Annotated in this window: 21 protein-coding genes; 10 read left to right on the top strand and 11 right to left on the bottom strand. The window is 30.8% G+C overall.

What is annotated here, in order from left to right; translation table 11 throughout:
* The first annotated feature begins 10 nt into the window (after window positions 1-10).
* The 8 genes from topA (at window position 11) to H0I29_RS03730 (ending at window position 10,305) form a co-directional block, all read left to right on the top strand.
* Complete coding sequence (topA, locus tag H0I29_RS03765) at window positions 11-2,524, top strand: type I DNA topoisomerase (RefSeq protein WP_218731473.1); 2,514 nt, start codon at window positions 11-13, stop codon at window positions 2,522-2,524.
* Between the two features lie 36 nt (window positions 2,525-2,560).
* Window positions 2,561-3,721, top strand: coding sequence for a formimidoylglutamase (locus tag H0I29_RS03760; RefSeq protein WP_218731472.1), 1,161 nt, complete (start codon window positions 2,561-2,563; stop codon window positions 3,719-3,721).
* 105 nt (window positions 3,722-3,826) lie between these two features.
* Window positions 3,827-5,203: a gliding motility lipoprotein GldK gene (gldK, locus tag H0I29_RS03755; RefSeq protein WP_218754463.1), complete on the top strand. Its 1,377-nt coding sequence runs from the start codon at window positions 3,827-3,829 to the stop codon at window positions 5,201-5,203.
* Between the two features lie 23 nt (window positions 5,204-5,226).
* Window positions 5,227-5,880, top strand: coding sequence for a gliding motility protein GldL (gene gldL, locus H0I29_RS03750; protein ID WP_218731470.1), 654 nt, complete (start codon window positions 5,227-5,229; stop codon window positions 5,878-5,880).
* Window positions 5,881-5,924: 44 nt separating this feature from the next.
* A complete protein-coding gene (gldM, locus tag H0I29_RS03745) occupies window positions 5,925-7,451 on the top strand; it encodes a gliding motility protein GldM (protein WP_218754462.1) in 1,527 nt (508 codons plus the stop codon).
* Window positions 7,452-7,468: 17 nt separating this feature from the next.
* On the top strand, window positions 7,469-8,329 hold the full coding sequence (gldN, locus tag H0I29_RS03740; protein WP_218754461.1) for a gliding motility protein GldN: 861 nt from the start codon (window positions 7,469-7,471) through the stop codon (window positions 8,327-8,329).
* Window positions 8,330-8,535: 206 nt separating this feature from the next.
* A complete protein-coding gene (locus H0I29_RS03735) occupies window positions 8,536-9,594 on the top strand; it encodes an FAD-binding oxidoreductase (protein WP_218754460.1) in 1,059 nt (352 codons plus the stop codon).
* 27 nt (window positions 9,595-9,621) lie between these two features.
* The gene (locus H0I29_RS03730; RefSeq protein WP_218754459.1) at window positions 9,622-10,305 is read left to right on the top strand and encodes a hypothetical protein; all 684 of its coding nucleotides are present in this window, start codon (window positions 9,622-9,624) and stop codon (window positions 10,303-10,305) included.
* A 194-nt stretch (window positions 10,306-10,499) separates the two neighbouring features.
* Here H0I29_RS03730 and H0I29_RS03725 read toward each other — a convergent pair whose 3' ends face one another.
* Window positions 10,500-10,919 carry a DUF983 domain-containing protein gene (locus H0I29_RS03725; RefSeq protein WP_345740397.1) on the bottom strand — a complete coding sequence of 140 codons (420 nt, stop codon included), beginning with the start codon at window positions 10,917-10,919 and terminating at the stop codon, window positions 10,500-10,502.
* Window positions 10,920-10,964: 45 nt separating this feature from the next.
* On the opposite strand from H0I29_RS03725, the gene H0I29_RS03720 reads away from it, so the two are divergent.
* Complete coding sequence (locus H0I29_RS03720) at window positions 10,965-12,881, top strand: ABC-F family ATP-binding cassette domain-containing protein (protein WP_218754458.1); 1,917 nt, start codon at window positions 10,965-10,967, stop codon at window positions 12,879-12,881.
* Window positions 12,882-12,983: 102 nt separating this feature from the next.
* On the opposite strand, the gene H0I29_RS03715 is transcribed toward H0I29_RS03720, so the two are convergent.
* The gene (locus H0I29_RS03715) at window positions 12,984-13,415 is read right to left on the bottom strand and encodes a hypothetical protein (protein WP_218754457.1); all 432 of its coding nucleotides are present in this window, start codon (window positions 13,413-13,415) and stop codon (window positions 12,984-12,986) included.
* Window positions 13,416-13,484: 69 nt separating this feature from the next.
* On the opposite strand from H0I29_RS03715, the gene prfA reads away from it, so the two are divergent.
* On the top strand, window positions 13,485-14,561 hold the full coding sequence (prfA, locus tag H0I29_RS03710) for a peptide chain release factor 1 (RefSeq protein ID WP_218754456.1): 1,077 nt from the start codon (window positions 13,485-13,487) through the stop codon (window positions 14,559-14,561).
* Window positions 14,562-15,558: 997 nt separating this feature from the next.
* On the opposite strand, the gene H0I29_RS03705 is transcribed toward prfA, so the two are convergent.
* From H0I29_RS03705 to infC, 9 genes are all read right to left on the bottom strand, one after another.
* The gene (locus tag H0I29_RS03705) at window positions 15,559-17,964 is read right to left on the bottom strand and encodes a glycoside hydrolase family 31 protein (RefSeq protein ID WP_218754455.1); all 2,406 of its coding nucleotides are present in this window, start codon (window positions 17,962-17,964) and stop codon (window positions 15,559-15,561) included.
* A 278-nt stretch (window positions 17,965-18,242) separates the two neighbouring features.
* A complete protein-coding gene (gene glgB / locus H0I29_RS03700) occupies window positions 18,243-20,150 on the bottom strand; it encodes a 1,4-alpha-glucan branching protein GlgB (RefSeq protein WP_218754454.1) in 1,908 nt (635 codons plus the stop codon).
* A 46-nt stretch (window positions 20,151-20,196) separates the two neighbouring features.
* The gene (locus H0I29_RS03695) at window positions 20,197-22,134 is read right to left on the bottom strand and encodes an alpha-1,4-glucan--maltose-1-phosphate maltosyltransferase (protein ID WP_218754453.1); all 1,938 of its coding nucleotides are present in this window, start codon (window positions 22,132-22,134) and stop codon (window positions 20,197-20,199) included.
* 42 nt (window positions 22,135-22,176) lie between these two features.
* On the bottom strand, window positions 22,177-23,442 hold the full coding sequence (locus H0I29_RS03690; RefSeq protein WP_218731451.1) for a glucose-1-phosphate adenylyltransferase: 1,266 nt from the start codon (window positions 23,440-23,442) through the stop codon (window positions 22,177-22,179).
* Window positions 23,443-23,446: 4 nt separating this feature from the next.
* On the bottom strand, window positions 23,447-24,652 hold the full coding sequence (glgA, locus tag H0I29_RS03685) for a glycogen synthase (protein WP_218754452.1): 1,206 nt from the start codon (window positions 24,650-24,652) through the stop codon (window positions 23,447-23,449).
* 210 nt (window positions 24,653-24,862) lie between these two features.
* The gene (locus H0I29_RS03680; protein WP_218731448.1) at window positions 24,863-25,441 is read right to left on the bottom strand and encodes a hypothetical protein; all 579 of its coding nucleotides are present in this window, start codon (window positions 25,439-25,441) and stop codon (window positions 24,863-24,865) included.
* An 84-nt stretch (window positions 25,442-25,525) separates the two neighbouring features.
* Window positions 25,526-25,870 (bottom strand): 50S ribosomal protein L20, encoded by a 345-nt coding sequence (gene rplT, locus H0I29_RS03675; protein WP_068450935.1) that lies wholly within the window; start codon window positions 25,868-25,870, stop codon window positions 25,526-25,528.
* Between the two features lie 112 nt (window positions 25,871-25,982).
* On the bottom strand, window positions 25,983-26,180 hold the full coding sequence (gene rpmI / locus H0I29_RS03670) for a 50S ribosomal protein L35 (protein WP_165733707.1): 198 nt from the start codon (window positions 26,178-26,180) through the stop codon (window positions 25,983-25,985).
* Window positions 26,181-26,304: 124 nt separating this feature from the next.
* Window positions 26,305-26,802, bottom strand: coding sequence for a translation initiation factor IF-3 (infC, locus tag H0I29_RS03665; protein WP_203394938.1), 498 nt, complete (start codon window positions 26,800-26,802; stop codon window positions 26,305-26,307).
* Window positions 26,803-26,870 lie beyond the last annotated feature (68 nt).

Here is a 26,870-nt window from a genome sequence, read left to right as displayed (position 1 = left end):
AGAGAGATAAATGGCAAAGAATTTAGTAATTGTAGAGTCACCAGCAAAAGCAAAAACCATCGAAAAATTTCTTGGAAAAGATTTTCAAGTAGAATCTAGTTATGGTCATATTGCAGACTTACCATCCAAAGAATTGGGTATTGATGTAGAAGGAGATTTTAGTCCAAAATATATTATTTCTGATGATAAAAAACCAGTAGTTAAAAAGTTGAAAGCTTTAGCAAAGAAAGCAGATACTGTATGGTTAGCAAGTGATGAGGATCGAGAGGGTGAGGCAATTGCATGGCATTTAAAAGAGCAATTAAGTTTAAAGGATGAAAATACAAAACGTATTGTTTTTCATGAAATAACAAAAAATGCCATTTTAAAAGCAGTCGAAAATCCTAGAGATATAGACTATAATATGGTAAATGCACAACAAGCACGTAGAGTTTTAGACAGACTTGTTGGGTATGAATTATCGCCTGTTTTATGGCGAAAAGTTAAAGGAGGTTTGTCTGCAGGTAGAGTACAATCTGTAGCGGTTCGTTTAATTGTAGAAAAAGAAAGAAGTATTCAAGAATTTAATGCAGAAACACATTATAAAGTAGTTGCAGAATTTGCTAATGTTGAAGGAAAAACGTTTAAAGCAACCATTCCAAAGAATTTTGATACTAAAAAAACAGCAGAAAATTTCTTAAAATCGTGTGCAAATGCAGATTTTTCGATTGCAGAGTTAACTAAAAAGCCAGCAAAGAAATCTCCAGCAGCACCATTTACAACGTCTACGTTACAGCAAGAAGCATCTAGGAAATTAGGTTTTCCGGTAGCAAAAACAATGCAAGTTGCACAACGTTTGTATGAAGCCGGTTTAATTACCTATATGAGAACAGATAGTTTAAATTTATCTGTTGATGCAAGAAACGCTGCTGAAGAAGAAATTACAAATTACTACGGTAAAGAATATAGCAAACAACGTGTTTTTAAAACGAAAGCAAAAGGTGCTCAAGAGGCGCATGAGGCTATTCGTCCGACCAACATGAAAATGCATTCTATAGATACAGAATACGATCAAACTAGATTGTATGATTTAATTTGGAAAAGAACATTGGCTTCTCAAATGAGTGATGCTCAGTTAGAAAGAACGAATTTTAAGATAGAGAACTCTGAGAATTCTAAAATATTCACTGCAAATGGTGAAATGATAAAGTTTGATGGTTTCTTAAAAGTGTATTTAGAGGGAAAAGATGATGATGAGGAAGAACAAGCAGGAATGCTACCAAATTTAAAAGTTGGTGAAGCATTAGAGTATTCTTTTATAAATGCAACACAACGTTTTACAAGTCCGCCTTATCGTTTTACAGAAGCTTCTTTGGTAAAACAATTAGAAGAATTAGGTATTGGTAGACCATCTACATACGCACCAACAATTTCTACTGTACAAAGAAGAGGCTATGTAGAAAAAGGAGAGGATGAAGGTTTAGAAAGAAATTACGAACAAATGATTTTAGTTTCAGGTACTGTAAAAAGTGAAACCTTGACTGAAAAAACGGGTTCAAATAAAAATAAATTAATTCCTACTGATATTGGTAATATTGTTAACGACTTTTTAGTTGCAAACTTTTCTAATGTTTTAGATTTTGGTTTTACTGCTAAGGTTGAATCTTCTTTTGATGATATCTCTGAAGGAAATGAAGATTGGATAGAAATGATTAAAGGTTTCTATAGCAAGTTTCATGTCACTGTAGAAGATGTAAAGGAGAATGCAGAAAGAGAAAGTGGAGAACGTATTTTAGGAAAGCATCCAGAAACAGGTAAAACAGTTTTAGTTCGTTTAGGTAAATTTGGACCAATTGCACAAATTGGAGCGCCAGAAGACGAAGAAAAAGTGTTTGCTAGCTTAAATAAAGATCAGAATTTAGGAACCATCACCATGGAAGAAGCTTTAGAGTTATTCTTGCTTCCAAAAACTTTAGGTGGTTATGAAGATGAAGAAGTAATTGTTTCTAACGGTCGTTTTGGTCCTTATATTCGTTTTGGAACCATGTTTGTTTCTTTAGACAAAGGAGAAAATCCTATGGAAGTAGACTTGCCAAGAGCTATAGAGTTAATTGTGGCAAAACAAAAAGCAGATGCACCAATTTACCATTATGAAGACTTGCCTGTTCAAAAAGGTGTTGGTCGTTTTGGACCTTTCTTAAAATGGAATAATATATTTATCAATGTTAACAAAAAATATGATTTCGATAATCTTACTGATGACGATATTATTGAATTAATAGAGGTAAAGAAACAGAAAGAGATCGATAAGGTAATCCATAATTGGGAAGATGTAGAAATTCGTGTAGAAAAAGCACGATGGGGACGTTTTAATGTAATAAAAGGAAAGATTAAAATAGAGTTACCTAAAACTACAGAAATAGAAAAACTATCTAAGGAAGAGGCTGTTAAAATGATTGAAGCTAAAACGCCAAAGAAAAAAGTGGCAAAGAAAAAAGCTGTCAAGAAAAAGGTAGTTAAGAAGAAAGTAACCAAAAAGAAATAATATTTTTCATAAATTACATTTGATTTTAAAAAATTAATGAACCAAGACTTTTTAACCCCTGTAAAAGAATCGATTGTAAAATCTTTAGAAGAACAATCTAATTTGTGCTTAGGAAAAACCTTTAGGATACATACCCTAGAAGAAGGTTTGCCTGATTTAGAAAATGTGCAAATTGCTATTTTAGGAGTTCAAGAAGACAGAAACTCAGAGAATAATTTTGGCTGTGGAGAAGATTTACATTTTATCAGAAAAAAATTATACAATTTGTTTCCTGGTAATTGGAACACGCAGATAGCTGATTTAGGAAATGTTTTAAAAGGAAATTCGGTTACAGATACGTATTATGCTGTTTCAGAAATTATTACGGAATTACTTAAGAAAAATATAATACCCGTAATTATTGGTGGAGGTCAGGATCTTACCTACGTAAATTATAGAGCTTATGATTCTTTAGAGCAAACCGTTAATATTGCTGCTGTAGACAGTCGTTTCGATTTAGGTCATTTAGATGATCCATTAACTTCTCAATCTTATTTAAGTAAAATAATTATGCAAGAACCTAATAACTTGTTTAATTATAGTAATGTAGGTTATCAGACGTATTTTAATTCGCAAGATGAAATACAGTTGTTAGATAACTTATTTTTTGATGCTTATAGATTAGGGAATGCAAAAGAATTAAAAAATATTGAACCTGTTTTTAGAAATGCAGATATTGTTTCTATAGATTTGGGTTCTGTAAGACAAAGTGAAGCACCTGCAAACAATAATGCTTCTCCGAATGGGTTTTATGGAGAAGAAATTTGTGCCATTTCTAGATATGCAGGTCTTAGTGATAAAGTAACTTCATTTGGTGTTTATGAGTACAATTCTAAGTTAGATAACAACCATCAGACAGCACATTTAATTGCTCAAATGATTTGGTATTTTATTGAGGGCGTTAACTTTAGAGTAAAAGATTATCCGTTCTCTGGAAAGGAAAATTATCAGAAATTTACCGTTTTATTAGATGATGATGATCCTTTAACGTTTTATAAAAGTAATAAATCTGGAAGATGGTGGATAGAGATAAAAATCTTATCAGATAATAAATATAAAAGACATGCGTTAATACCATGTACATATAATGATTATACAGAAGCCACTAAGCAAAATATTCCTGAAAAGTGGTATAAAGCGATGCGAAAATTAGTGTAATAAATATAGATTAGGAAATTAGAACGTTAAAAAGCAATTTGCTTATTGTTTTTTAACAAAAAAAATAATAGGTTTACGGACTTTATAGTAAAGACATTTTTAAATATGAAGAAAGCAGCAATATTTGCACTTTTAATAGTAGTTTTTTACAGTTGTGGCTCTAATGATAGAGGAGAATTGGTTGGAGTTAAATCGAATAAAAAGTGGTTTTCAGAAAAACCATTTGGCATGGCGTTGATTCCTGGAGGTGCTTTTACAATGGGTAAACAAGACGAGGACCTTATCGGTACAATGAATTCACCTACTAAAACAGTTACTTTAAGACCATATTACATGGACGAAACAGAGATCACCAATAACGAATATAAAGAATTTGTTCAGTGGGTTAGAGATTCTGTTGTAAGAACTAGATTAGGTTATCAACAAGAATTTGCAAGTATGATGGGAACACCAGATCCAAATGGTGCACTTCCTTCTGGAGGTATTAATGATTATGCATTTGCTGTCTTAAAAGATACTACTGGAGCTAATGCTTATGAAAAATACATGTATGAAAACTACACAAGTTTAGAGTTAGATTCAGATTCTGTAAGACCATTAAACTGGGAAAATGATATTATTTGGGAAAAAGAAGATTTTCCGGATGCAGATTATGTAGAGGTTATGGATACCTTATTTGTAGCTAGAGATGAAGCTGTAGATGGTGTTAGAACTTTTAACGTAAAATACTTAAAATATAAATATACTTGGTTTGATAGAGATAATGCTGCAAGACAAGGTGGTAATAGAAAAGATTTTGTAAAACACGAAAAATTAAACATTTATCCAGATACTACTGTTTGGGTAAAAGATTTTAGTTATTCTTATAATGATCCAATGCACCAAGATTATTTTTATCACCAATCTTATGGAGATTATCCTGTTGTTGGGGTAAACTGGGGGCAAGCAACTGCTTTTTGTAACTGGCGAACTAAGAAGAAAAATAATTATTTAAAAAGTAGAAAAAACTCAATTGGTGTTCCAGACTTTAGATTACCAACAGAAGCAGAATGGGAATATGCTGCAAGAGGAGGTTTAGAATTTGCTACGTATCCTTGGGGTACTGGTAATACCACTACAGATAGAGGTTGTTTCTTAGCAAACTTTAAACCGGTAAGGGGAGATTATGCTGTAGATGGAGCGCTATATACTATGGAAGCGAAATCTTTTAATGCAAATGATTACGGTCTGTATAATATGGCTGGTAATGTTTCTGAATGGACAAACACTGCTTATAACTTATCTTCTTACTACATGGCTTCTACAATGAACCCAAATGTAGAAGATAGAAAAAACAAAAGAAAAATAATTCGTGGAGGTTCTTGGAAAGATGTAGCATACTTTTTAGAAGTGAGTTCTAGAGATTATGAATATGCAGATACTGCTAGAAGTTACATTGGTTTTAGAACCGTTCAGAATTACATTGGTACAACTAACAAATAATCAAAAAAATAAGAAAAGAAATTATGGCACAGTCAAAAACAAAAAAAGTATTATTTAACATGGCTTACAATATTGGAGCCTCAATTGTAATTTTAGGAGCATTATTTAAATTAAATCATATTAGTTTTGGTTGGTTTAATGGTTCTAATGTTTTAGCTGTTGGATTAATTGCGGAAGCTCTTATTTTCTTAATGTCTGCTTTTGAGACACCAGAAGATGATTTTGATTGGTCTAAAGTATATCCTGAATTAGGAGAAGATGGTTTTACTACTGTAAAAGCAGTGAAAGAAGAAAAAGAAGAAGCTGGATCTCAAGGAATGTTATCTGAAAAGTTAGATAACTTATTAAAAGAAGCAAAAATTGATGCAGGTTTAATGACTAGTTTAGGAAATAGTATGAAAAACTTTCAAGGAGCTGCAGAAGGTTTATCTGCTGCATCAGAATCTATTTCATCTACTAACAAATACAATGAGCAAATGTCTATGGCTGCTATTCAAATGGAGTCTTTAAACAATTTGTATAAAGTACAGGTAGAAAATGTAAGCAAACAGTCTGCTTTAAATGGAGCTGTTGTAGAAAATACAGAAAAATTAAAAGATCAAATGGAATCTTTAGCAAAAAACTTATCTTCTTTAAACGGAGTTTATGGAGGTATGCTTTCTGCAATGTCTAAATAATAATTAGTTGCAAACAATAATTTTAACTTAAAAAACTAATTAGAATGGCAGGAGGAAAAGTGTCCGCAAGACAGAAAATGATAAACTTAATGTACCTTGTGTTTATTGCAATGTTGGCAATGAATATGAGTAAAGAAGTTTTATCTGCTTTTGGTTTTATGAATGAAAAGTTGATTGAAAATAATATTTCAACTACAGCAAAAAATAATGAGGCGTATGCTAATTTAGCAACAAAAGCATCAGAGCAAGCGGCAAAATTTGAAGAATTAAATAAAGATGCAATAAAAATAAAGGGATATTCATCTGAATTCTATACATATATAGAAGAGCTGAAAGCTAAAATGGCTGCAGATATTGAAGATAAAAGCGACTATGAAGCAATGGATAAAACCTCTTTTTTAGATGAGTATTTCTTTAAAGGAGAAAAATTTACAGCAGAAGGTGAAGAGTTTTTAGCTAAAATAAATGGTTATAGAACAGATGTACTTAACGTTTTAGGAGAAAAAAGCAAGTTTGTACCAGTTCTAGCAAAAAGATTTTCTACGGAAGATGAAAAAAATAGAGATGGTAAAACCATTAAATGGTTAGATTATAGATATAAAGGGTTTCCTTTAGTAGCTTCTTTAACCAATTTAACGCAAATGCAAGCAGATATCAAAAATACAGAAAGTGATATTGTATCTGATTTGTTAGGAGGAAAAATGGAAGAGGCATTGTCTTTAAACAACTATAAAGGTATTGTTGCTTTAGACAAGAACGCTTATTTTGCTGGTGAAAAAGTAACAGGTAAAATTGTTTTAGGTCGTTATGATGCTACTATGATTCCAGATAATGTTACTTTAAACGGTAAAGATTATAAAAACATTCAATCAGGTCAAGTAATTATAGACATGCCTGCAGGAAATATTGGAAGCCATGATATTAAAGGTAAAATAGCCTTTACACAAAATGGAGAAGTGGTAGAAGTACCTTTCGAAAGTTCTTATTCAGTAATTCCACAACCAGGTGATGCTGTTGTGTCTGCAGATAAAATGAATGTAGTTTACAGAGGATTAAGCAACCCAATATCAGTTTCTTTACCTGGTGTTAGTGATAACAACTTAAGAGTTTCTGCAACAGGAGGTAGTTTATCTGGCGGTAATGGTAAATATGTTTTAAAACCAGGTGGAGGTAACACTGCAGTTATTAACGTAAGTGCAACTTTAAGCAATGGTAAATCTGTAAATTCTAAAGCAACTTTTAGAATTAAAGACATACCAGCAGCTATGGGATCTGTAAGAGGTCAATACGGAACTGTAAGAATGCCTAAGTCAGGTTTATCTAATGCACCAATTGCAGCAGGATTACCAGATTTTGAATTCGATTTAAGTATTAGAGTTCAGAGTTTTAAAATAAAAGTACCAGGAGAATTAACAATTATTGTAAATGGTTCTTCTTTAAGTGCAGCAGCAAAACAAAAATTAGCCAAAGCAAAAAGAGGAGATCAAATTAACATTTTCGATATTAAGGCAACTGCTAATGGAGTAAAACTTAAACAAGTATTACCTGTTAGTATTGAATTAACAAACTAGAAGTTAAAAAATAAAATATGTTTAAAAATTGTTTAGTATTATTTTTCGGTTTGATGATTAGTAGTTCAATAAACGCACAAATAGGTTTATTAAATGCTAAAACAGTAGATCAAATAGGAAAGAAAAACGAGCAACAAATTGCAGCAGATAACGATGCTCCTTTAGCCTACGGATATGTAGATGATAGAGATGTATTATGGTCTAAAGTAGTTTGGGAATTTGTAGATCTAAATCAAAAAATAAATTTACCGTATTATTTTCCTATCGATAATTCAAATGTATCTTCTAACAGAAGATCTTTATTTGATACTTTAATTAAAGGAATTAAACAAGGTAATATAGAAGAAGTATATTCAGACTCTTTCTTTACGTCTAAGATTACTCAGAATGAAATAGATTCTAGAATGTCTAGTGTAAGAGAATCAAATGGATATAGCGATACTATTAGACTTCAATCTCAGGATGTAGAAGGTTATATGATGAAAGGAATGTGGTATTTTGATAAACGTCAAGGAGAATTAAAATACAGATTGTTAGCAATTGCTCCAATGGCTAAAGATGTACAAACTTTAGGATTGGGACTTGATGGAGGAAATGAAGAAGAATTGTTTGAGTTATTTTGGGTGTTTTATCCATCTGCAAGAGATGTTTTACACGATGCAAAAGTATTTAATCCAAAAAATGCATCACAACCAATTTCTTTTGATCACATGTTAAATGCAAGAAGATTTAGCAGTACCATTGTTAGAGAAGAAAACATTTACGGAGATAGAGCAATATCTGATTACGTTAGAGGAAATTCTTTATTCCAGTTATTAGAAGCTAATAAAATTAAAGAAGGTATTAGAAATAGAGAAATGGATATGTGGAATTACTAAAATTCTATTATTCTTTAAAAATATAAAAACGTTCCAATACTTTGGGACGTTTTTTTTTGTAGCTATCTCCCGCTATCACTACTCGCTTTTTTTATCCTAAAGAGGAATAAAAAAGAGCTCAAACATACCGTTCTATCGGGGCTATTCATTTTAATAAAGTTCAGTAATAATATCATAATTATTGCAAATTCACGTATTTTTATCACATGAAAGTAGATTATATAATAGTTGGTTTAGGATTAGCAGGTTTGGCTTTTGCAGAAGAATTAATTGCTGCAAAAAAAACATTTGTCGTTTTTGAAGACGATTCTCAAACCTCTTCTTTAGTTGCTGGAGGGGTTTATAATCCCGTAATTTTAAAACGTTTTACACCAGTGTGGAACGCGAAAGAACAATTAGAAGTTGCACTTCCTTTTTATAAACGGTTAGAAGAAAAACTAAACATAATTATAGACCAAAAATTTGTAATTAAGAAATCTTTTAAATCTGTAGAAGATCAAAATAATTGGTTTGGTGCTTTAGACAAACCTAAGTTAACCGATTATTTAGATCCTAAATTAGATACCAATTCTTATCACGGAGTTTTAGCCGATTTTAGTTTTGGAAACGTAAATGAAACGGGTAGAGTAGATACAGAGAAATTAATAAATGCCTATAGAGCGTATTTAAAATCTGAAAACTTTATTCGTTTTGAACAGTTTAAACATAAAGAATTAAATATTGAAGAAGAAGCTCTAACCTATAAAGATATTGAAGCTTCCAAAATTGTTTTTTGTGAAGGTTTTGGTGTGGTAGAAAATCCTTATTTTAATTATTTACCCATTAATGAAGCAAAAGGGGAATTATTAACCATTCATGCTCCAGAATTAAATATCGACTTTTTATTAAAATCCACACTTTTTGTAATGCCTTTGGGAGGCAATATGTATAAAGTAGGAGCTACTTTTAATTGGATAGACAAAACATCCGACCCTTCGGAGGAAGGAAAAGAAGAATTGGTAGAAAAATTAAAGAAAGTACTTAATGTTCCTTATACCATCGTTTCTCAATCTGCAGGAATAAGACCTACGGTTTCAGGTAGAAGACCTTTGGTTGGGATACATCCAGATTATGACAATTTAATTGTTTTAAACGGTTTAGGGACACGTGGTGTAATGATTGCCCCAACAGTAGCTAAAAACCTATTTAACCATATTTATAATGGTGAATCTTTAGATGAAGAAATAGATATTGTTCGTTTTAAGCATTTGAAGGATAAAAGATAGTAATAATAAAAAAGACATACTGATACGTTGAACCATCGTTTTTATAATAAGAATGAAAAAGAGCAAAAAAGAATACAAATTGCGATAGCAATTTGTTCTCTTATGATTATTGTGTTGTCAATTATTATATCAATATATTCAAGAATATATGTGATTGGAATTTTAATATTTTCTATTACTTTATCCATAATTGCTCCATTCTTTGATATGCCATCCTTAAAAAAAAGTGGTAGAATAATTTATTATTCATCTTTATTTGTAATCGAAAAACCTAAAAAAGGTCGAATCAAAATTCACGGCGGAACTTTATTTGATTACTATTTTGTAATTGAAAATCAAATGAATGGAAAACAAAGAACTGATTTTATAATTCAACAATATTTAGAAGGACTTTTACATCTACTTAAAAAGTATGAGAAGGATAAAAGAATGAAAATTAGTGGTACAAGCTATATTATAAATAGGAGAACCGCCGAGAAAATTGGCTTTAGAATTATTGAAACTGATTTTTTACAAAAAATAATCCTAACTTATAATTACTTTAATATTTTAATTTCAAATTCAATAGCAAAAAATAAATTATCATTTCCAAAATTAAATAAAACTAAAACATTTGAGGCGGACATAGGTCAATTACTTGAGCGAAAAGAATATATTGAAAAATTAAATAATTTATTAAAAAAAAATATTGCTAATTCTTTACAAGTTTGATTATTAGATGTATTTTTTTAGTGGATTTTCATGATTTTTCTTCTCGGTTAGCAATATGCGCTAAGGATAGAGCGGTATGTTTGAGCTCTTTTTTAGTGTCAGTTAGAGAGAATTTGTTTTTCAACAAATTTGTATCGAGAACTGGCACAAAAAAAAGCGAGTAGCGAAAGCTTGTTAAAGCGCCAAAAAAAAGTTTATGCTTCTTTTTTCTTGAACTTTTTATCAAAATGGACAAACATATTTATCCAAATTATTCTAGATAAACGTAAATTAAAAGGTGCTAAAATTAATAATGCTATTACAATTGCGGCAAAACATTGTAAAAGACTTAAGCCAAAAAACAAACTACTTATTACAAATACAGCAACAGAAAGTGCCACTGTTAAACCATAATTAACGTACATAGCTCCGTAAAAGAAGGAAGGTTCCATCATGTATTTTAAATTACAATTCGGACAATTGTCATGTAATTTGGTTACTTTACTTGGATTAAAAGTAAATTTATGGGCAAAGAATTCGCCTTCGTGACATCTAGGACATTTGGCTTTAAAAATACTATATAACTTGGTACCCTTTTTCAACATAATAGACCTTAAATTTGTATACTTTTGCAAATATAGAGTTTTAAACTTTTTTTTAAGTAACAATTATTACATTAGATGCTAAACGTACACAACTTATCGGTTTCTTTTATGGGAACGGATTTATTTTCAGGAATTACTTTCAAGTTAAATAAAGGAGATAGAATTGGTCTTATCGGAAAAAATGGAGCAGGGAAATCTACGCTTTTAAAAGTGCTTTCTAAAGATATAGAAACAAGTGGTGGTACCATGGCTTTTGATAAAGATATTAGAATGGGGTTTTTAAGACAAGATATAGATTTTGTTGAAGGAAGAACTATTTTAGAAGAAGCGTACCAAGCGTTTGTAGAAATTAAAGAAATTGAGGTAAAACTTGATGAAATTAATGAGCAGCTTGCTACTAGAACCGATTATGAAAGTGAAGGTTATACAGAATTAATTCATGATTTAACGGATAATACAGAGCGTTATGAGTTACTTGGTGGGTACAATTACCAAGGTGATACCGAAAAGATTTTACAAGGTTTAGGTTTTCAAAGAGAAGATTTTGACAAAAAAACAGATACTTTTTCTGGAGGTTGGAGAATGCGTATTGAATTGGCAAAATTGCTTTTACAAAATAATGATATTTTGTTATTAGATGAGCCTACAAATCACTTAGATATTGAATCTATTATTTGGTTAGAGAATTTCTTAAAAGGATATTCTGGTGCGATTGTTTTGGTATCGCATGATAAAATGTTTTTAGATAATGTAACGAATAGAACTATTGAAATTTCTTTAGGTCAGATTTATGATTATAAAAAACCGTATTCTGAATTTTTGGTTTTAAGAGCAGAAATTAAAGAAAAACAATTACAGGCGCAGAAAAACCAAGAGAAAGAAATAAAGCAAAAGCAACACTTAATTAATAAATTCAAGGCGAAGGCTAGTAAGGCTTCTATGGCGCAATCTTTAATGAAACAACTTGATAAAGTTGAATTAATTGAGGTTGACCAAGATGATAACCAAGCAATGAATGTTAAGTTTGCAATTTCTAAAGAGCCCGGTAAGATTATTGTTGAAGCAAAAGATTTATGTAAAAGTTATGGCGATAAACATGTTTTAGAGGACGTAGATTTATTAATAGAAAAAAACAGTAAAATTGCTTTTGTAGGTCAGAATGGACAAGGGAAATCTACTTTGGCAAAAATGATGGTAGGTGAAATTCCTTTTGAAGGGTATTTAAAACTTGGGCATAATGTAGAAGTTGGATATTTTGCTCAAAACCAATCTGAAGAATTGCCAGGAGAAAAAACTGTGCTGGAAATTATGGAAGATGCTGCCACAGATACGAACAGAATGCGTGTTAGAGATATGTTAGGTTCTTTCTTATTTGGCGGAGATGCTGTAGATAAAAAAGCAAAAGTACTTTCTGGAGGAGAAAGAAATAGATTGGCATTGTGTAAATTATTATTACAACCATTTAATGTTTTAATAATGGATGAGCCAACCAACCACTTAGATATCGCCTCTAAAACCGTATTAAAAGAAGCTTTAAAAAACTTTAATGGTACTTTAATTGTAGTATCTCACGATAGAGATTTCTTACAAGGTTTAACAGAAACTGTTTATGGATTTAAAGACAAAGAAATTAAAGAATATCTAGGTGATATTGATTATTTCTTAGAGCAACACAAAATTGAAAATCTTAGAGAAGCAGAAAAAAGGACGGTTGTAAAAGTTGAAAAGGACACTTCTAAAAAAGAAGCACATCAATTATCTAGAGATGAAGAAAAGCAATTAAAAAAATTAAAGAATAAACTTTCTAATATTGAAACTGAAATAGCAGATTTAGAAAAGGAAATTGCTAAAATAGATTTAGAGTTAGCACAGAATTATGATGAAGTTTCTGCTAGACCAAATTTCTTTGAAAAATACAAAGCTAAAAAAGCTAAATTAGATGCAGTAATGGAAAACTGGGAAAAAATAGAAGCAGAAGTTTCTAATTTCTAGTTTTTGATTTTATTAAAATAAAAAAAGCTCATTATTTAATAATGAGCTTTTTTATGTTTTATAGTGTTGTAAAAAAGGCAAAAGTGTTATGAGAGTTTAGAATTACAGCCTATCAAAAATAAATTCAATTTTAAAATTATTAGCAGATACAATCGCTTTTAATTGCTCGTTTTCTAAATAGTACTTTATTGTTTTAGGAAATTCGTTTATAGGATTTTCGCAAACAAAAGAAGAGCCCGTTTGTTGTGTTAATTTGAATAAAGTAGCAGTGTCATTTACGCCTTCCACTTTTAAAAATAATGTATCTTTTACCGTAATAAAGCTCAATCTTTCTTTAAAAATAGTATCGTTTTCTTTTAAAGTATAACCTAAACCTTTAAGGTTTGTATTCCAAGATTCATAAGTAGTATTGCCCTCTTCTTCGTTTACACGAATCCAATCTCCTACTAGAAAATTGGGGATAAGCGTACTAGGTTTTTCTTTCTGACAAGAAGTGATCAATAAAAAAGAAAAGACTATAAAGAGTAATTTCATAAAAATAGTTTGCTTTGTTCAAATATAATTATAAAAATTGTAAATTCGCAATCCAAGAAAAGACAGAAGATGTTAGATAAATTAAGAATTGTTAAGCAGCGTTATGATGAAGTTTCTGATTTAATTATTCAGCCAGAAATCATCATGGATCAAAAGCGTTATGCGCAATTGATGAAAGAATATAAAGATTTAGGTGATGTTGTTAAAAAGGGAGATGAATATCAAACCTTAACAAACAATATAGAGGAGGCAAAAGAAATACTTGCCGATGGTTCTGATGCCGAAATGAATGAAATGGCGAAGATGGAAATCGAAGAAGCCAATATTAGAATCCCTCAATTAGAAGATGAAATAAAAGTTTTATTAATACCAAAAGATCCTGAAGATTCTAAGAATGCAGTTGTAGAATTACGTGCAGGTGCAGGTGGAGATGAAGCAAGTATTTTTGCAGGAGATTTATTTAGAATGTATTCTAAATATTGCGAAAGTAGGGGATGGAAAGTTTCTACGGTAGATTATTCTGAAGGTACCAATGGTGGTTTTAAAGAAATTCAGTTCGAAGTTACTGGTAATGATGTTTATGGAATTTTAAAGTTCGAAGCAGGTGTGCATCGTGTACAAAGAGTTCCACAAACAGAAACACAAGGACGTGTGCATACTTCTGCTGCTACTTGTATGGTTTTTCCAGAAGCCGAAGAGTTTGATGTTGAAATTAATCCAAAAGAAGTTCGTATCGATTTTTTCTGTTCTTCTGGTCCTGGTGGTCAATCTGTAAATACTACGTATTCTGCAGTGCGTTTAACACATATTCCAACTGGTTTAGTTGCACAATGTCAAGATCAAAAATCGCAACATAAAAATAAAGAAAAAGCATTTAAAGTGTTACGTTCTCGTTTGTATGATATGGAATTGGCTAAGAAGAATGCAGAAGACGCTTTAAAACGTGGTTCTATGGTTTCTTCTGGTGATAGAAGTGCTAAGATTAGAACTTATAACTATGCACAAGGTAGAGTTACAGACCATAGAATTGGTTTGTCTTTATATGATCTTCCAAATATTGTAAATGGAGATATTCAGAAAATTATTGATGAATTAATGTTAGCTGAAAATACTCAAAAATTAAAAGGATTAAGTGACGGAATATAGTTCTCTTAATAATTATAAGAAAAACCTTAAAACATTGTTCTAAGGTTTTTTTTTGCTCAAAAAAGAAAAGCGATTATAGTTTAGATAAACTATAGATCGCTTTTTTTGTATTCAAATAATTAAGAAATCTTAAACAGTTTTTATGCTGTTTAGGGGGAAGACTACTTACGCTACAAATATATACTGGTAATTGAAACTACACAATACCCATTTATGGGGTAATTTCAACTCACTGTTTTCGGTGAGTCAGTTCACCAGAAATGGTGATGATAAATTTTATTTGTAAAGATATATAGCTGTTAAAACTATTTTGCTCTACTACTTGTAATAACTTTTATAAGACTAGCATTGATTTAGTTATTTTTATTGCCCATTAGATTCTTTTATTTGTGCAATTTTAAATTTGAGCATTATTTTTATGGTAACAAAAAAAAGCGATCATAGTTTAGAAAAACTATAGACCGCTTCTTTTTCATTCAATTATTTAAGAAATCTTAAACAATTTTTATTTTGTTTAGGGGGAAGATTACTTATGGTACAAATATATACTTGTAATTTAGATGCTACAATACCCATTTATGGGGTATTTTCATCTCACTGTTTTCAGGTAGTCATCTCACTGAAAACAGTGAGATGAATTTTATTTGTAAAGATATATAGTTGATAAAATTCTTTTACTGTAATATTTTGTGTTCTTATAAAATACAATATTTATTTAGTTGTTTAACATATTCGTTTGAAAGGGGTATGTATTTGTGAAAATTAAAATCTGTGTAATATTATAACAAAAAAAAGCGATTATAGTTTAGATAACTATTAATCGCTTTTGTGTAATTTAAATATTTAAGAACCTTAAGCAAATTATATCTTGCTTGGGGAAAAGATTCCTTATGATACAAATATACAGTAGAAATCTAACCCCTGCAATACCCATTTATGGGGTATTTTATCTCACTGTTTTTGGTGAGTCTGTTCACTGAAAACGGTGAGAAAAAACTTATTTTCCTATTAGATGTAATTCAGAAAAACCTTTATCTAGAAGTATAGATTGAGTGTTTCCAGAAATAACTCTATCTATAGAAGTTTCAACATTATCTATTTGAATAGAAGTAACAGTAAAAGGTAAATTATGGAACACAATATTAAACTTGCTGTAACCTGCGTTAAAGTCACCACGTTTATGTTGTTGTATAATTAATTCTTCTTTTTTTCCTGTTACTTTAAAAGTACGTAAACTAAATCTACCTTTTTTATAATCATATCCATCATGGGCATCATCATATAATTGTGAAGATTCTTTTCCTTCTTTATAATAAAGATCTAGAGTAATTTCATCAAATTCTTTTTCATCAACATATTGTTGTACTGGATATTTTGGTATTACTGCACCTTCTTTAATAAATATTGGCATGCTATCTATGTCTGCATCTACCCACATTTCTTTTCCACCAACTACAAGCTCATTTGTCCAGAAATTATACCATTTACCTCTAGGAATATACATTCTTCTTCCTCTAGCATTTGGTTCTTGTATTGGGCAAACTAAAATTTGTTCACCATACACAAACTCATCACTTCTATGATGTGTAGCAGTATCTTCTTGATCGTATAAAACTAAAGATTTTAAAATTGGTGTTCCGTCGTTAATATAATTCCAGAAACAAGTATATAGATATGGTAATAATTGATATCTAAGTTCCACAAACTTTCTTACAATGTTTGTAACTTCATCTCCGAATACCCAAGGTTCTTGATCTCCATGATCTCCAGAAGAATGTACTCTACAAAAAGCATGAAAAACACCTAATTGCACCCAACGAGCAAATAGTTCACCTTGTGGTTGTTCTGCAAATCCACCAATATCAGAACCTGCAAATGAGAAACCAGACATAGCCATTCTTTGTGCTTGGTTATTAGCAATTGCTAAGTGTTCCCAAGTAGCAACATTATCTCCCATCCAAGTAGAAGTATATCTTTGCGCACCAGAATAAGCAGATCTTGTAATTACAAATGGTCTTTTTGGATATGCATATTTCTTTAAACCATGGTATGTTGCACGTGCCATTTGAGTTCCATAAATATTATGTGCTTTTCTATGAGAACAAGGATTTCCATCATAATCATGACGAACATCATCTGGGAAAGACTTGTTAGGAACGTCCATTACTGCTGGCTCGTTCATATCATTCCAAACACCTTTTACTCCAAAATCTTCAATTAGTTCTTTAAATAAACCAGACCACCATTCTCTTACTTCTGGTTTTGTATAATCTGGAAAATAACATTCACCAGGCCAAACTTTACCTTTCATATAAGGACCATCGGCACGTTTACAGAAATAATCTTTATCTAATGCCTCTTTAAAAACATCGTATTCTAAATCTATTTTAATTCCCGGATCTATAATAACTACGGTTTTAAAACCGTCTTCTTCCAATTCTCTAACCATTCTTTTAGGATCTGGAAAATGGTTTTTATCCCAAGTAAAACAACGGAAACCATCCATATAATCGATGTCTAAATAAATAGCATCACAAGGTATTTTTAAATCTCTAAAAGTTTTTGTAACTTCTTTTACGTTGCTTTCAGGAAAATAACTCCATTTACATTGATGAAATCCTAAAGCCCATAATGGAGGTAAAGCGTGAGGTTTACCGGTTAAATCTGTATAATTTTTAACTACATCTTCCATTTTAGGTCCGTAGATAAAATAATAATTCATTTCACCACCTTGTGCCCAAAAACTTGCTACATTTCTTCTTTCATGTGCAAAATCGAAATGTGATTTAAAAGTATTGTCAAAGAAAATTCCATACGACTTATCACCTTGTATAGCCGTATAAAAAGGAATTGCTTTATATATAGGGTCTGTATCTTTACCAAATGCATATGAATCTGTAGCGTAGTTTTCAAAACGTTTACCTTTTAAGTTAACGTCTACAGGTTTATCTCCTAAACCATAAAAACTTTCTGCTCTTTGGCAAGCTTTACTCATTTTTACGATGTCTCCACCATATTCATAACTTTCTTCCCAGTGAAATCCAATTTCATCTTCGTTTATTAACTTTAAGTCTACAGCATCAAAAAGTTTAACTTGTAAACTACTTTTTTCTATTTTACAGATTAATTTGGAAGTTGTAACAACATAGTGAGTTTCATCTTCTGTTACGTCTAAAAAGTAATACCCTCTAGATGCGTGAATGGTAACTCCGTAAGAAAAATCGTTTTCAAATTTACCTGTTGTAGAGTATCTAAATCTTATTACACTGTCTCTTACTACAGTAAGTTGTAAAATTACATTGTTCTTTGTAGTAAAGTATAATGTGTCTACATCTTTCTTGTAGCTCACTATTTCTGAAGGAAATAAGTTTCCCTTTTGTTCTAACTCTGTATTAACAATCATAATTTTGGTTGTTTGTTGTACTTATAAAAATCGTAATTATTTGTAAAAGAGAATTATGGAATACTTTTTTATCTACGATAATGGATTGGTTTAATTAAGATGTAAAAATATTGCTTATTTATTTAAATATAAATAGATTACATTTTCTTTTTTAAATTGACGGTATTTTTCTTAATGTCTTAAAAATGAGGTTTTCTTATTGTGAAGTTAAAAAAAATATTCCTCTTTTTTTGTCAGAATAATAGAATGATAAAAAAAAGAGGATTTACATTTTAAATTTATTTGTACTTGTAAGCAATCATTCCTAACGGAGGTAAATTTAATTCTATAGAATTTTCTCTGTTATTCCACTCCTTTTCTTCGGAAGCTAACTTTTTGTTTGCATAGTTTCCAGTACCATTATACTTGGTGTCATCACTATTAAAAATAGGTTTTAAGGTACCCGATTTTGGTAAACCTATTCTATAGTTTTCTCTTGGAACAGGAGTTAAGTTTAAGATAACAATTATATTATCTTTTTCATTTTCTCCTTTTCTAATATAAGACATAACAGAATTTTCATGATCTCCATGGTCTATCCATTCAAAACCTTCATGAGAAAATTGTTTTTCATGTAAAGCGGGTTCTTTTTTGTATAGTTTATTTAAGTCTTTTACTAAATTTTGTGCACCTTTATGTACACCGTATTCTAATAAATGCCAATCTAAACTTCCGTTAAAATTCCATTCGCTTGTTTGTCCAAATTCTGCACCTTGAAACAATAATTTTGTTCCTGGGTGTGTGTACATCAAACTATATAACATTCTTAAGTTTGCGAACTTTTGCCATTCATCACCAGGCATTTTATCTACTAAAGATTTTTTACCATATACTACTTCATCATGAGAAAGAGGTAACATAAAGTTTTCTGTAAATGCATAATTTAAACTGAATGTTAATTCGTTTTGATGATGCTTTCTGTATATAGGTTCTTTTGCAAAATAATCTAGCGTATCATGCATCCAACCCATCATCCATTTCATTCCAAAACCTAAACCTCCGTCATAAATGGGTTTAGATACTTTTGGGAATGATGTAGATTCTTCTGCAATAGTTTGTACATCTGGAAAAGATTCATAGACAGCTGCATTCATCTCTTTAATAAAATTAATGGCATCTAAATTTTCTCTTCCACCAAATTCATTTGGTTCCCATTCTCCTTCTTCTCTAGAGTAATCTAAGAATAACATAGAGGCAACTGCATCTACTCTTAATCCATCTGCATGGTATTGGTCTAGCCAGAAAATAGCATTACTAATTAGAAATGATTTTATTTCGTTTCTTCCGTAGTTAAAAATTAAACTTTTCCAGTCTTGGTGATATCCTTTTCTTCTATCTGGGTGTTCATATAAATGAGAGCCATCAAAGAAACCTAATCCGTGATCGTCTGATGGAAAGTGAGAAGGAACCCAGTCTAATAAGACTCCAATTCCTTTTTCGTGAAATTTATCTACTAAATATTTAAATTCATCCGGATATCCAAAACGAGAAGTTGGTGCAAAATAACCGGTTAATTGATATCCCCAACTTGGGTCATACGGAAATTCCATAATTGGCATAAATTCTACATGGGTAAAATTCATTTCAGCAACATAATTAACCAATTCTTCTGCTAATTCATTATAACTTAAAAAGCGCCCTTCTTCAATTTGCTTTTTCCATGAACCTAAATGAACTTCATAAACAGAAAAAGGAGCATCTAATGCATTATTTTTCTTTCTATTTTTCATCCATTTTTTATCATTCCAAGCGTAGTCATCTTCCCAAACTTCAGAAGCTGTTTTTGGTGGGTGCTCACATCTCCTTGCAAAAGGATCTGCTTTTTCTGTTGTTATATCGTTATTAGTACTTCTAATTTTATATTTATAAATTGTTCCTTTACCAATATTAGGAATAAAACCTTCCCAGATACCGCTTCCGTCCCAACGTACATTTAAGTGATGCTCTCCTTCTAACCAAAAATTAAAATCTCCAATTACCGCGACCGATTTTGCGCTTGGAGCCCAAACGGCAAAATAGGTTCCTTCTACACCATCTACAGTAACAATGTGCGATCCAAATTTTTCGTATAATCGATAATGCTTACCTGCTTGAAAAAGGCTAATATCAAATTCTGTAAAAAGACTGTGTACTTTTGTTTGTGCCATAGTTTTATGAGTTCAAAAAAGTACCTTTTTAAAAAGGTACTTTTTGTTATTTATTGATTTTAAAGATATGAAACGGAAGGGTTGCATGTAATTCTACATAATTCCACTCGTTATACCAATTGTAACAATTTCTAGTTACCAAATCTTCTACCTCAATTTTCTGACCATGATTTATTTTTAAGGCTTGTAATGGTAATTGAATAGAACCAGATTGTGAGTTATAAGCATCTAAACTTACAACTGTTATGGTTTCATTAGTTCTATCATCGTCCCATTTATAAAAAGCTATAATTTGATCATTACCAGTTTCTAAAAATTGAATATTATTTGTTTGTTGATAAGATTCATGCTCTTTTCTAATGTGATTGATTTTAGATATTAAAGTAGTTACTTTATTTTCTTTAAACCAGTCATAATTGCAAAGTTGAAATTTTTCTGACATGTAATACTCTTCCTTACCAGGAATAGGATCACTTATCATTTGTTCAAAAACAGGTCCGTAAATACCAATATTAGAACTTAAAGTTGCAGCTAAAGCATAACGTTGTAAGTATTTGCTCTCTGGAGCTCCTTGTAAATGAAACGGATTAATATCTGGAGTATTTGGCCAGAAATTAGGTCTCATATATTCTTTCTGTTCGGTTTTAGTTAATTCATTCATATACTCGATTAATTCGTGTTTAGAATCTCTCCAAGTAAAATAAGTATAGGATTGTGTATAACCTTGTTTTGCTAGTTGCTGCATTATTTTTGGACGTGTAAATGCCTCTGCTAAAAATAATACATCTGGATGCTGTTTTTTTACTTCAGTAATAATCCAACCCCAAAAAAAGTATGGTTTTGTATGTGGGTTATCAACTCTAAAAACGTTAATACCACAATCAATCCAATATAATAAAGTGTCTAAGCATTCTTTCCAAAGGTTTTTAAAATCTTTGCTTTCCCAATAAATTGGAAGAATATCTTGGTATTTCTTAGGTGGATTTTCTGCATACTGTACAGTTCCGTCTGGTCTCCATTTAAACCAATCTGGATGCTCTTTTACCCAAGGATGATCTGGTGCTGCTTGCAAAGCGTAATCCATAGCAACTTCAATACCTAATTCTTTGGCTTTGGTAATTAAGTTTTTAAAATCTTCTAAAGAACCTAATTCTGGATGTAAGTCTTTATGACCACCATATTTAGATCCAATTCCCCAAGTAGAACCAACATCTCCATCTTGTGCTACAGTAGTATTGTTTTTACCTTTTCTATTTACTTCACCAATTGGGTGAACAGGAGGGAAGTATAAAGTATCAAAACCCATCTTAGCAACTCTGGGTAATAATCTGTGACAATCATTAAAAGTTCCATGTCTTCCTTCTTGCTCAGAAGCAGAACGTGGGAAAAATTCATACCAAGTACTAAATCTTGCTTTTAGTCTATCTACATACACTTTGTATTCAGTAGAAGTTTCTATTAAAATTTTCTCTGGATGTTTTTTAAAAATAGATGTTAATCTTTTAGAGACAGCTTCTTTTACAGCTTCGGAATAGGTTTCATTATTTTTAAAGATGAATATAAGGTGCAGTAAGTAATTTTTATCCTCAGAAGAAACCTTTTCTAGCATTGGAGCTAAAAGTTCTGCTCCTTCTAAAAGCTCTGAACTTACATGTTGAGAATCATCAATTTTTCTACCTAAACCATGTTGCCAGTTTAAGGCATAATCTACCCAACCTTCAATTTTATATGAATAATAACCTTGTTTTGATGTTTGAAAGCTTGCTAAATTCTCGTCATTAGATGTTGGTGTCATTCTAATTTCTGACCATTCATTATCTTTTTCATGTTTGAATAATAAATTAGCCTGAAGTACATCATGACCATCAACTAAAACATCTGCAGTTACATTTACAATTTCATCTACAACACGTTTAATATTTACTGTTCCGTGGTTTATTTGTGGAGCAATATTTTCTATTACAATTCTACTTTGATTTTGCATTAATTTTGTTAAGTTTAAATAATAAAAAAGTAAAAAAATGTGCTATCCTATGTTTGTTCCTTTAGGAATAATAGCATCTTTTTTAATAACTACAATACCGTCTTTAACCATATAGGTATCTGTTTCTACATCTTTTATGTGCTTTCCTCCATTAATTCTAACATCATCACCAATTCTACAGTTTTTATCTACAATACAGTTGTGTATGTAACATCTGTCTCCAATTCCCATCATAATATCAATATTATTTTCTGACACTTCGTCTAAAGTTTCATAAGAATCGTTACCCATCATATAGGTATTGGATATTAAAGAGTTTTTTCCAATTCTCGAACGAATACCAATAACAGATCTTTCTATTTTTTCTGCATGAATCAGACAACCGTCTCCTATAACTACTTTATTTAAAATTGAACCCGCAATCTTAGAAGTAGGTAATATTCTTGGTCTTGTATAAATTCCTTTTTCATCATATAAATTAAATTGAGGTACATCATCTGTTAAACCTAAATTTGCTTCAAAGAAAGACTCTATAGTACCAATATCTTCCCAATAACCTTCATATTGATAACTAAATGTTTTATGCTTATCAATTGCTTGAGGAATAATTTCCTTACCAAAATCATTTGTATCAGGATTACTCATTAACTCTATTAATAAATCTCTATTAAATATATAGATACCCATAGAAGCTAAGTAGTCTCTTCCTTGTGCTTTCATTTGATCACCTACATCAGAAGTCCAATCAGGTAATAACTCTGCTGCGGGTTTTTCTATAAATGAAGTAATTATATTTTCTTCATTTGTTTTTAGTAAACCAAATGAGGTTGCATCTTTAGCTTCTACAGGATACGTAGCGATAGATATTTCTGCGCCACTATCTTCGTGCTTTTTAATCATATCATTAAAATCCATCTGATATAATTGATCACCAGAAAGAATTAAAGCGTATTCAAAATCGTTTGCTAAAAAATGTTGCATACTTTGTCTTACAGCATCAGCTGTTCCTTGAAACCATTTATCACTTTTAATGGTTTGTTCGGCCGCCAAAACATCTACAAAAGCAGAACTAAAGAAACTAAAATGATAAGTATTTTTTATATGTCTATTTAAAGAAGCAGAATTAAATTGAGTTAATACATACATTCTTTTAATATCAGAATTGATACAATTAGAAATAGGGATATCTACGAGTCTATATTTACCTGCAATTGGTACAGCAGGTTTAGATCTATCCTTTGTTAGTGGGTATAACCTGGAGCCTTGTCCACCTCCTAAAATAATTCCTAATACTTTTTCATTTATCATTGCGTTATTTTTTTAGTGATTTATATAATTCTTCTACTTGCTTAGCGATTGATATCCAATCAAAATGTTCTTCTACTCTTTTTCTTCCTTTTTGAGCCATCGTTTCCCTTAATTTAGGATCACTAATAACTTTATTAACTCCTTCTGCTAAATCTCTAGCAAATTTATCTGGGTTTATGGGTTCAAATGGAGCTGCGTCTTGTTGTTCTACAGGGATTAGGAAACCTGTTTCTCCATGCACAACAACTTCTTTGATACCACCAACTGCACTAGCTACAACAGCTGTATTACAAGCCATTGCTTCTATATTTATAATACCAAAAGGTTCGTAGATAGATGGACAGCAGAATACATCCGCATGAGAATATAATTGAATAATTTCTTCTTTGGTGACCATTTTATCAATCCAGATTACATTTTTACGAGTTTTTTTAACCTCGTTAACAGCATCCTTCATTTCCGCACCAATTTCAGGAGTATCTGGTGCACCAGCACAAAGTACTATTTGAGTATCTGAGTCAATGTATTTTATGGCATTTACCAAATGAATAATTCCTTTTTGTCTTGTTATTCTTCCAACAAAAAGTACATAAGGTTTGTTTTTATCTACACCATATTCATCTAGAGTAGAGGTTTCAGTAGTTGTAATGTATTGTTGTAAGTTAATACCGTTGTAAATAACCTTAATTTTAGATTCATCTACATTAAAATGCTTTAAAACATCTTCTTTTGTTTCTTCAGAAACAGCAATTAAGGCATCAGCCATTTCAATAGCTGTTTTTTCTATCCAAGAAGAAGCATCGTAACCACGACCTAGTTGTTCCCTTTTCCAAGGTCTTAATGGTTCTAAAGAGTGTGTAGTTATTACTAAAGGAATACCGTAGCAAAGTTTAGCTACAATCCCTGCAAAGTGCGAGTACCAAGTATGGCAGTGTACAACATCTGCATCTATGGGATCTGCATTCATATGAAGACCCGTACTTAAAGTTTTAAAGATGGCTTTAAGCTTATCGTCTGAGTTATCGAAAATAGGGTTTTCATAGGGAAAACCCTTTACAGTTGGGTTATTGTTAGTGTCATCCTGATCTCCAAAACATCTAACATCTACAGACATAAGCTTCGCTAATTCTGCAGCAAGATATTCTACATGAACACCAGCGCCACCATATACATAAGGAGGATATTCTCTAGTATAAAAAAGGGCTTTCATAAAATTTTAGTAATTAAGTTGGTTTAGTTTTTTTTAGAAATCCTAAGTTAACAAAATACTATTTAATGGACTAAATAATTGAGGGTATTTTTATTTCAGTCATAAATATTACGAAAGTGATAATATTAAGGTGTAAATTGTGAGCCTTAATATAAAATTATCATTGATTTTAGAGTTTATGTTTAATTAATGAATTTTTTGCATGTGAAATTAACTATTTCTCTGTTTATTTATTTCATCTTGCAATTGTCTTCTAAGTTTTTGCTCCTTGTCTAAGGTGTTTTTTCTGTGTTTCTCAAACTCTTCTTCTATCTCTGCTAAATTATCTTTAGCTTCTCTTGTTAGCACGTTACTTCTAGTGAATTTAAATATAAAATAAGATAGTGCTAAAAGTAAGATAATTACAATACTCCAAAGTATAAGGTTGTACGTTACCTTACTTAGCTGTAAACCAGCAACAGAAATAGAATTTTCTTTTATTAAAGCAGCTTCTAAATCTAATTGTGTTTTAGATAGAAGAATTTTGTTTTTTTCAATATTCTCTTTTTCTGCATTTAATAATATATCTTTTTTTGATATAATCATTTTTGAAGATTTAAGAGAATCTAAAACATTCGACTTTAAGCTCTGGTAACTATCTTTACTAATTACTTTATACGACTGATAAGTAGTAGATACTCTATAAATTTTATCAAATTGATTTTCTATGGAGTTTGTTTCTTCTGTAGGTTCTTGTGAAAAAGAAAAAGTAGCAGTAAATAATAGTAAGGTAATTAATAATGATTTCATTGGTTGATTTTTTAACATCTGTAAATTTATAAAAAAAACCCAAACGTAATTGTTTGGGTTTTTATTATAAGCAAGTATTATTATTTATTTTATTTTTTCTACAACTGCCTTAAAAGCGTCTGGGTTGTTTACAGCTAAATCAGCTAAAACCTTACGGTTTAATTCGATTTGGTTAGCTTTAACTTTCCCCATAAACTGAGAGTAAGACATTCCGTGTAAACGAGCTGCTGCGTTAATACGCACAATCCATAAAGAACGGAAGTTTCTCTTATTGTTTTTACGGTCTCTGTATGCATAAAGCATACCTTTTTCAACTGCATTTTTTGCTACTGTGTAAACGTTTTTTCTACGTCCGAAGTAACCTTTTGCAGCCTTCAAGATTTTTTTTCTTCTTTTTCTTGAGGCTACTGAATTTACTGATCTTGGCATAATTTCAATGTGTTTTGTAAAGAGCGACGCTACTTACGTACTTTTAATTAAAAATGACTTTTAATTGCTACATTACATGGTTAATAATTAAATTTCCTGTTTAAACTTAAATTTACTTTAAGTTTAATTGTTGCTTGATATTCGATTCATCAGCTTTGTGAACTAATGCAGAATGTGTCAAGGCTAGCTTACGTTTTTTAGACTTCTTTGTTAAGATGTGACTTTTAAACGCGTGCTTTCTTTTGATTTTCCCAGTACCAGTAACTTTAAATCGTTTTTTGGCGCTAGATTTGGTTTTCATTTTAGGCATCTCTCCTTCGTTTTTAACTTGCTTATTATCTTTAGTATTAAAGTTATTAGTCCATAAATTTTTTAAAGTTAAATAATACATAACTTTAAAATCTATAAGAAGCTTTAAACTTTAAAAACTCTTTTTATTTTAGTTTTTTAGGAGCTATAAACATAATCATACGTTTACCTTCTAATTTTGGTAACTGTTCTACTTTACCATATTCCTCTAATTCTTGGGCTAATTTTAATAATAAAATTTGACCTTGTTCTTTAAATATAATAGAACGTCCTTTAAAGAATACAAATGCTTTTAACTTAGCACCTTCTTGTAAGAATTTAAGAGCATGTTTCTTTTTAAACTCATAATCATGCTCATCAGTTTGAGGTCCAAAACGAATTTCTTTAATCGTCACTTTTGTAGCTTTCGATTTTAAAACCTTTTCACGTTTTTTTTGCTCATACAAGAATTTCTTGTAATCAATAATTTTACAAACAGGTGGTTTAGCTTTTGGTGATATTTCAACCAAATCTAATTCCTGCTCTCTGGCTAGCTCTTTAGCTTTATCTAAAGGATATACACCAACTTCTATATTATCGCCCACAAGACGAACTTCGTCAACATATCTTATTTTCTCATTAATTCTATGTTGATCTTCTTTGATTACTCTTAACGGTCTTCTTGACCTGCTTCTACGAATTGCTATGACTT

The sequence above is a fragment of the Polaribacter sp. R2A056_3_33 genome, from assembly GCF_019278485.1.
Lineage (GTDB): Bacteria > Bacteroidota > Bacteroidia > Flavobacteriales > Flavobacteriaceae > Polaribacter.
The sequence above is the reverse complement of the archived record's forward strand: the minus strand, read 5'-3'. Positions and strand labels throughout refer to the sequence as shown.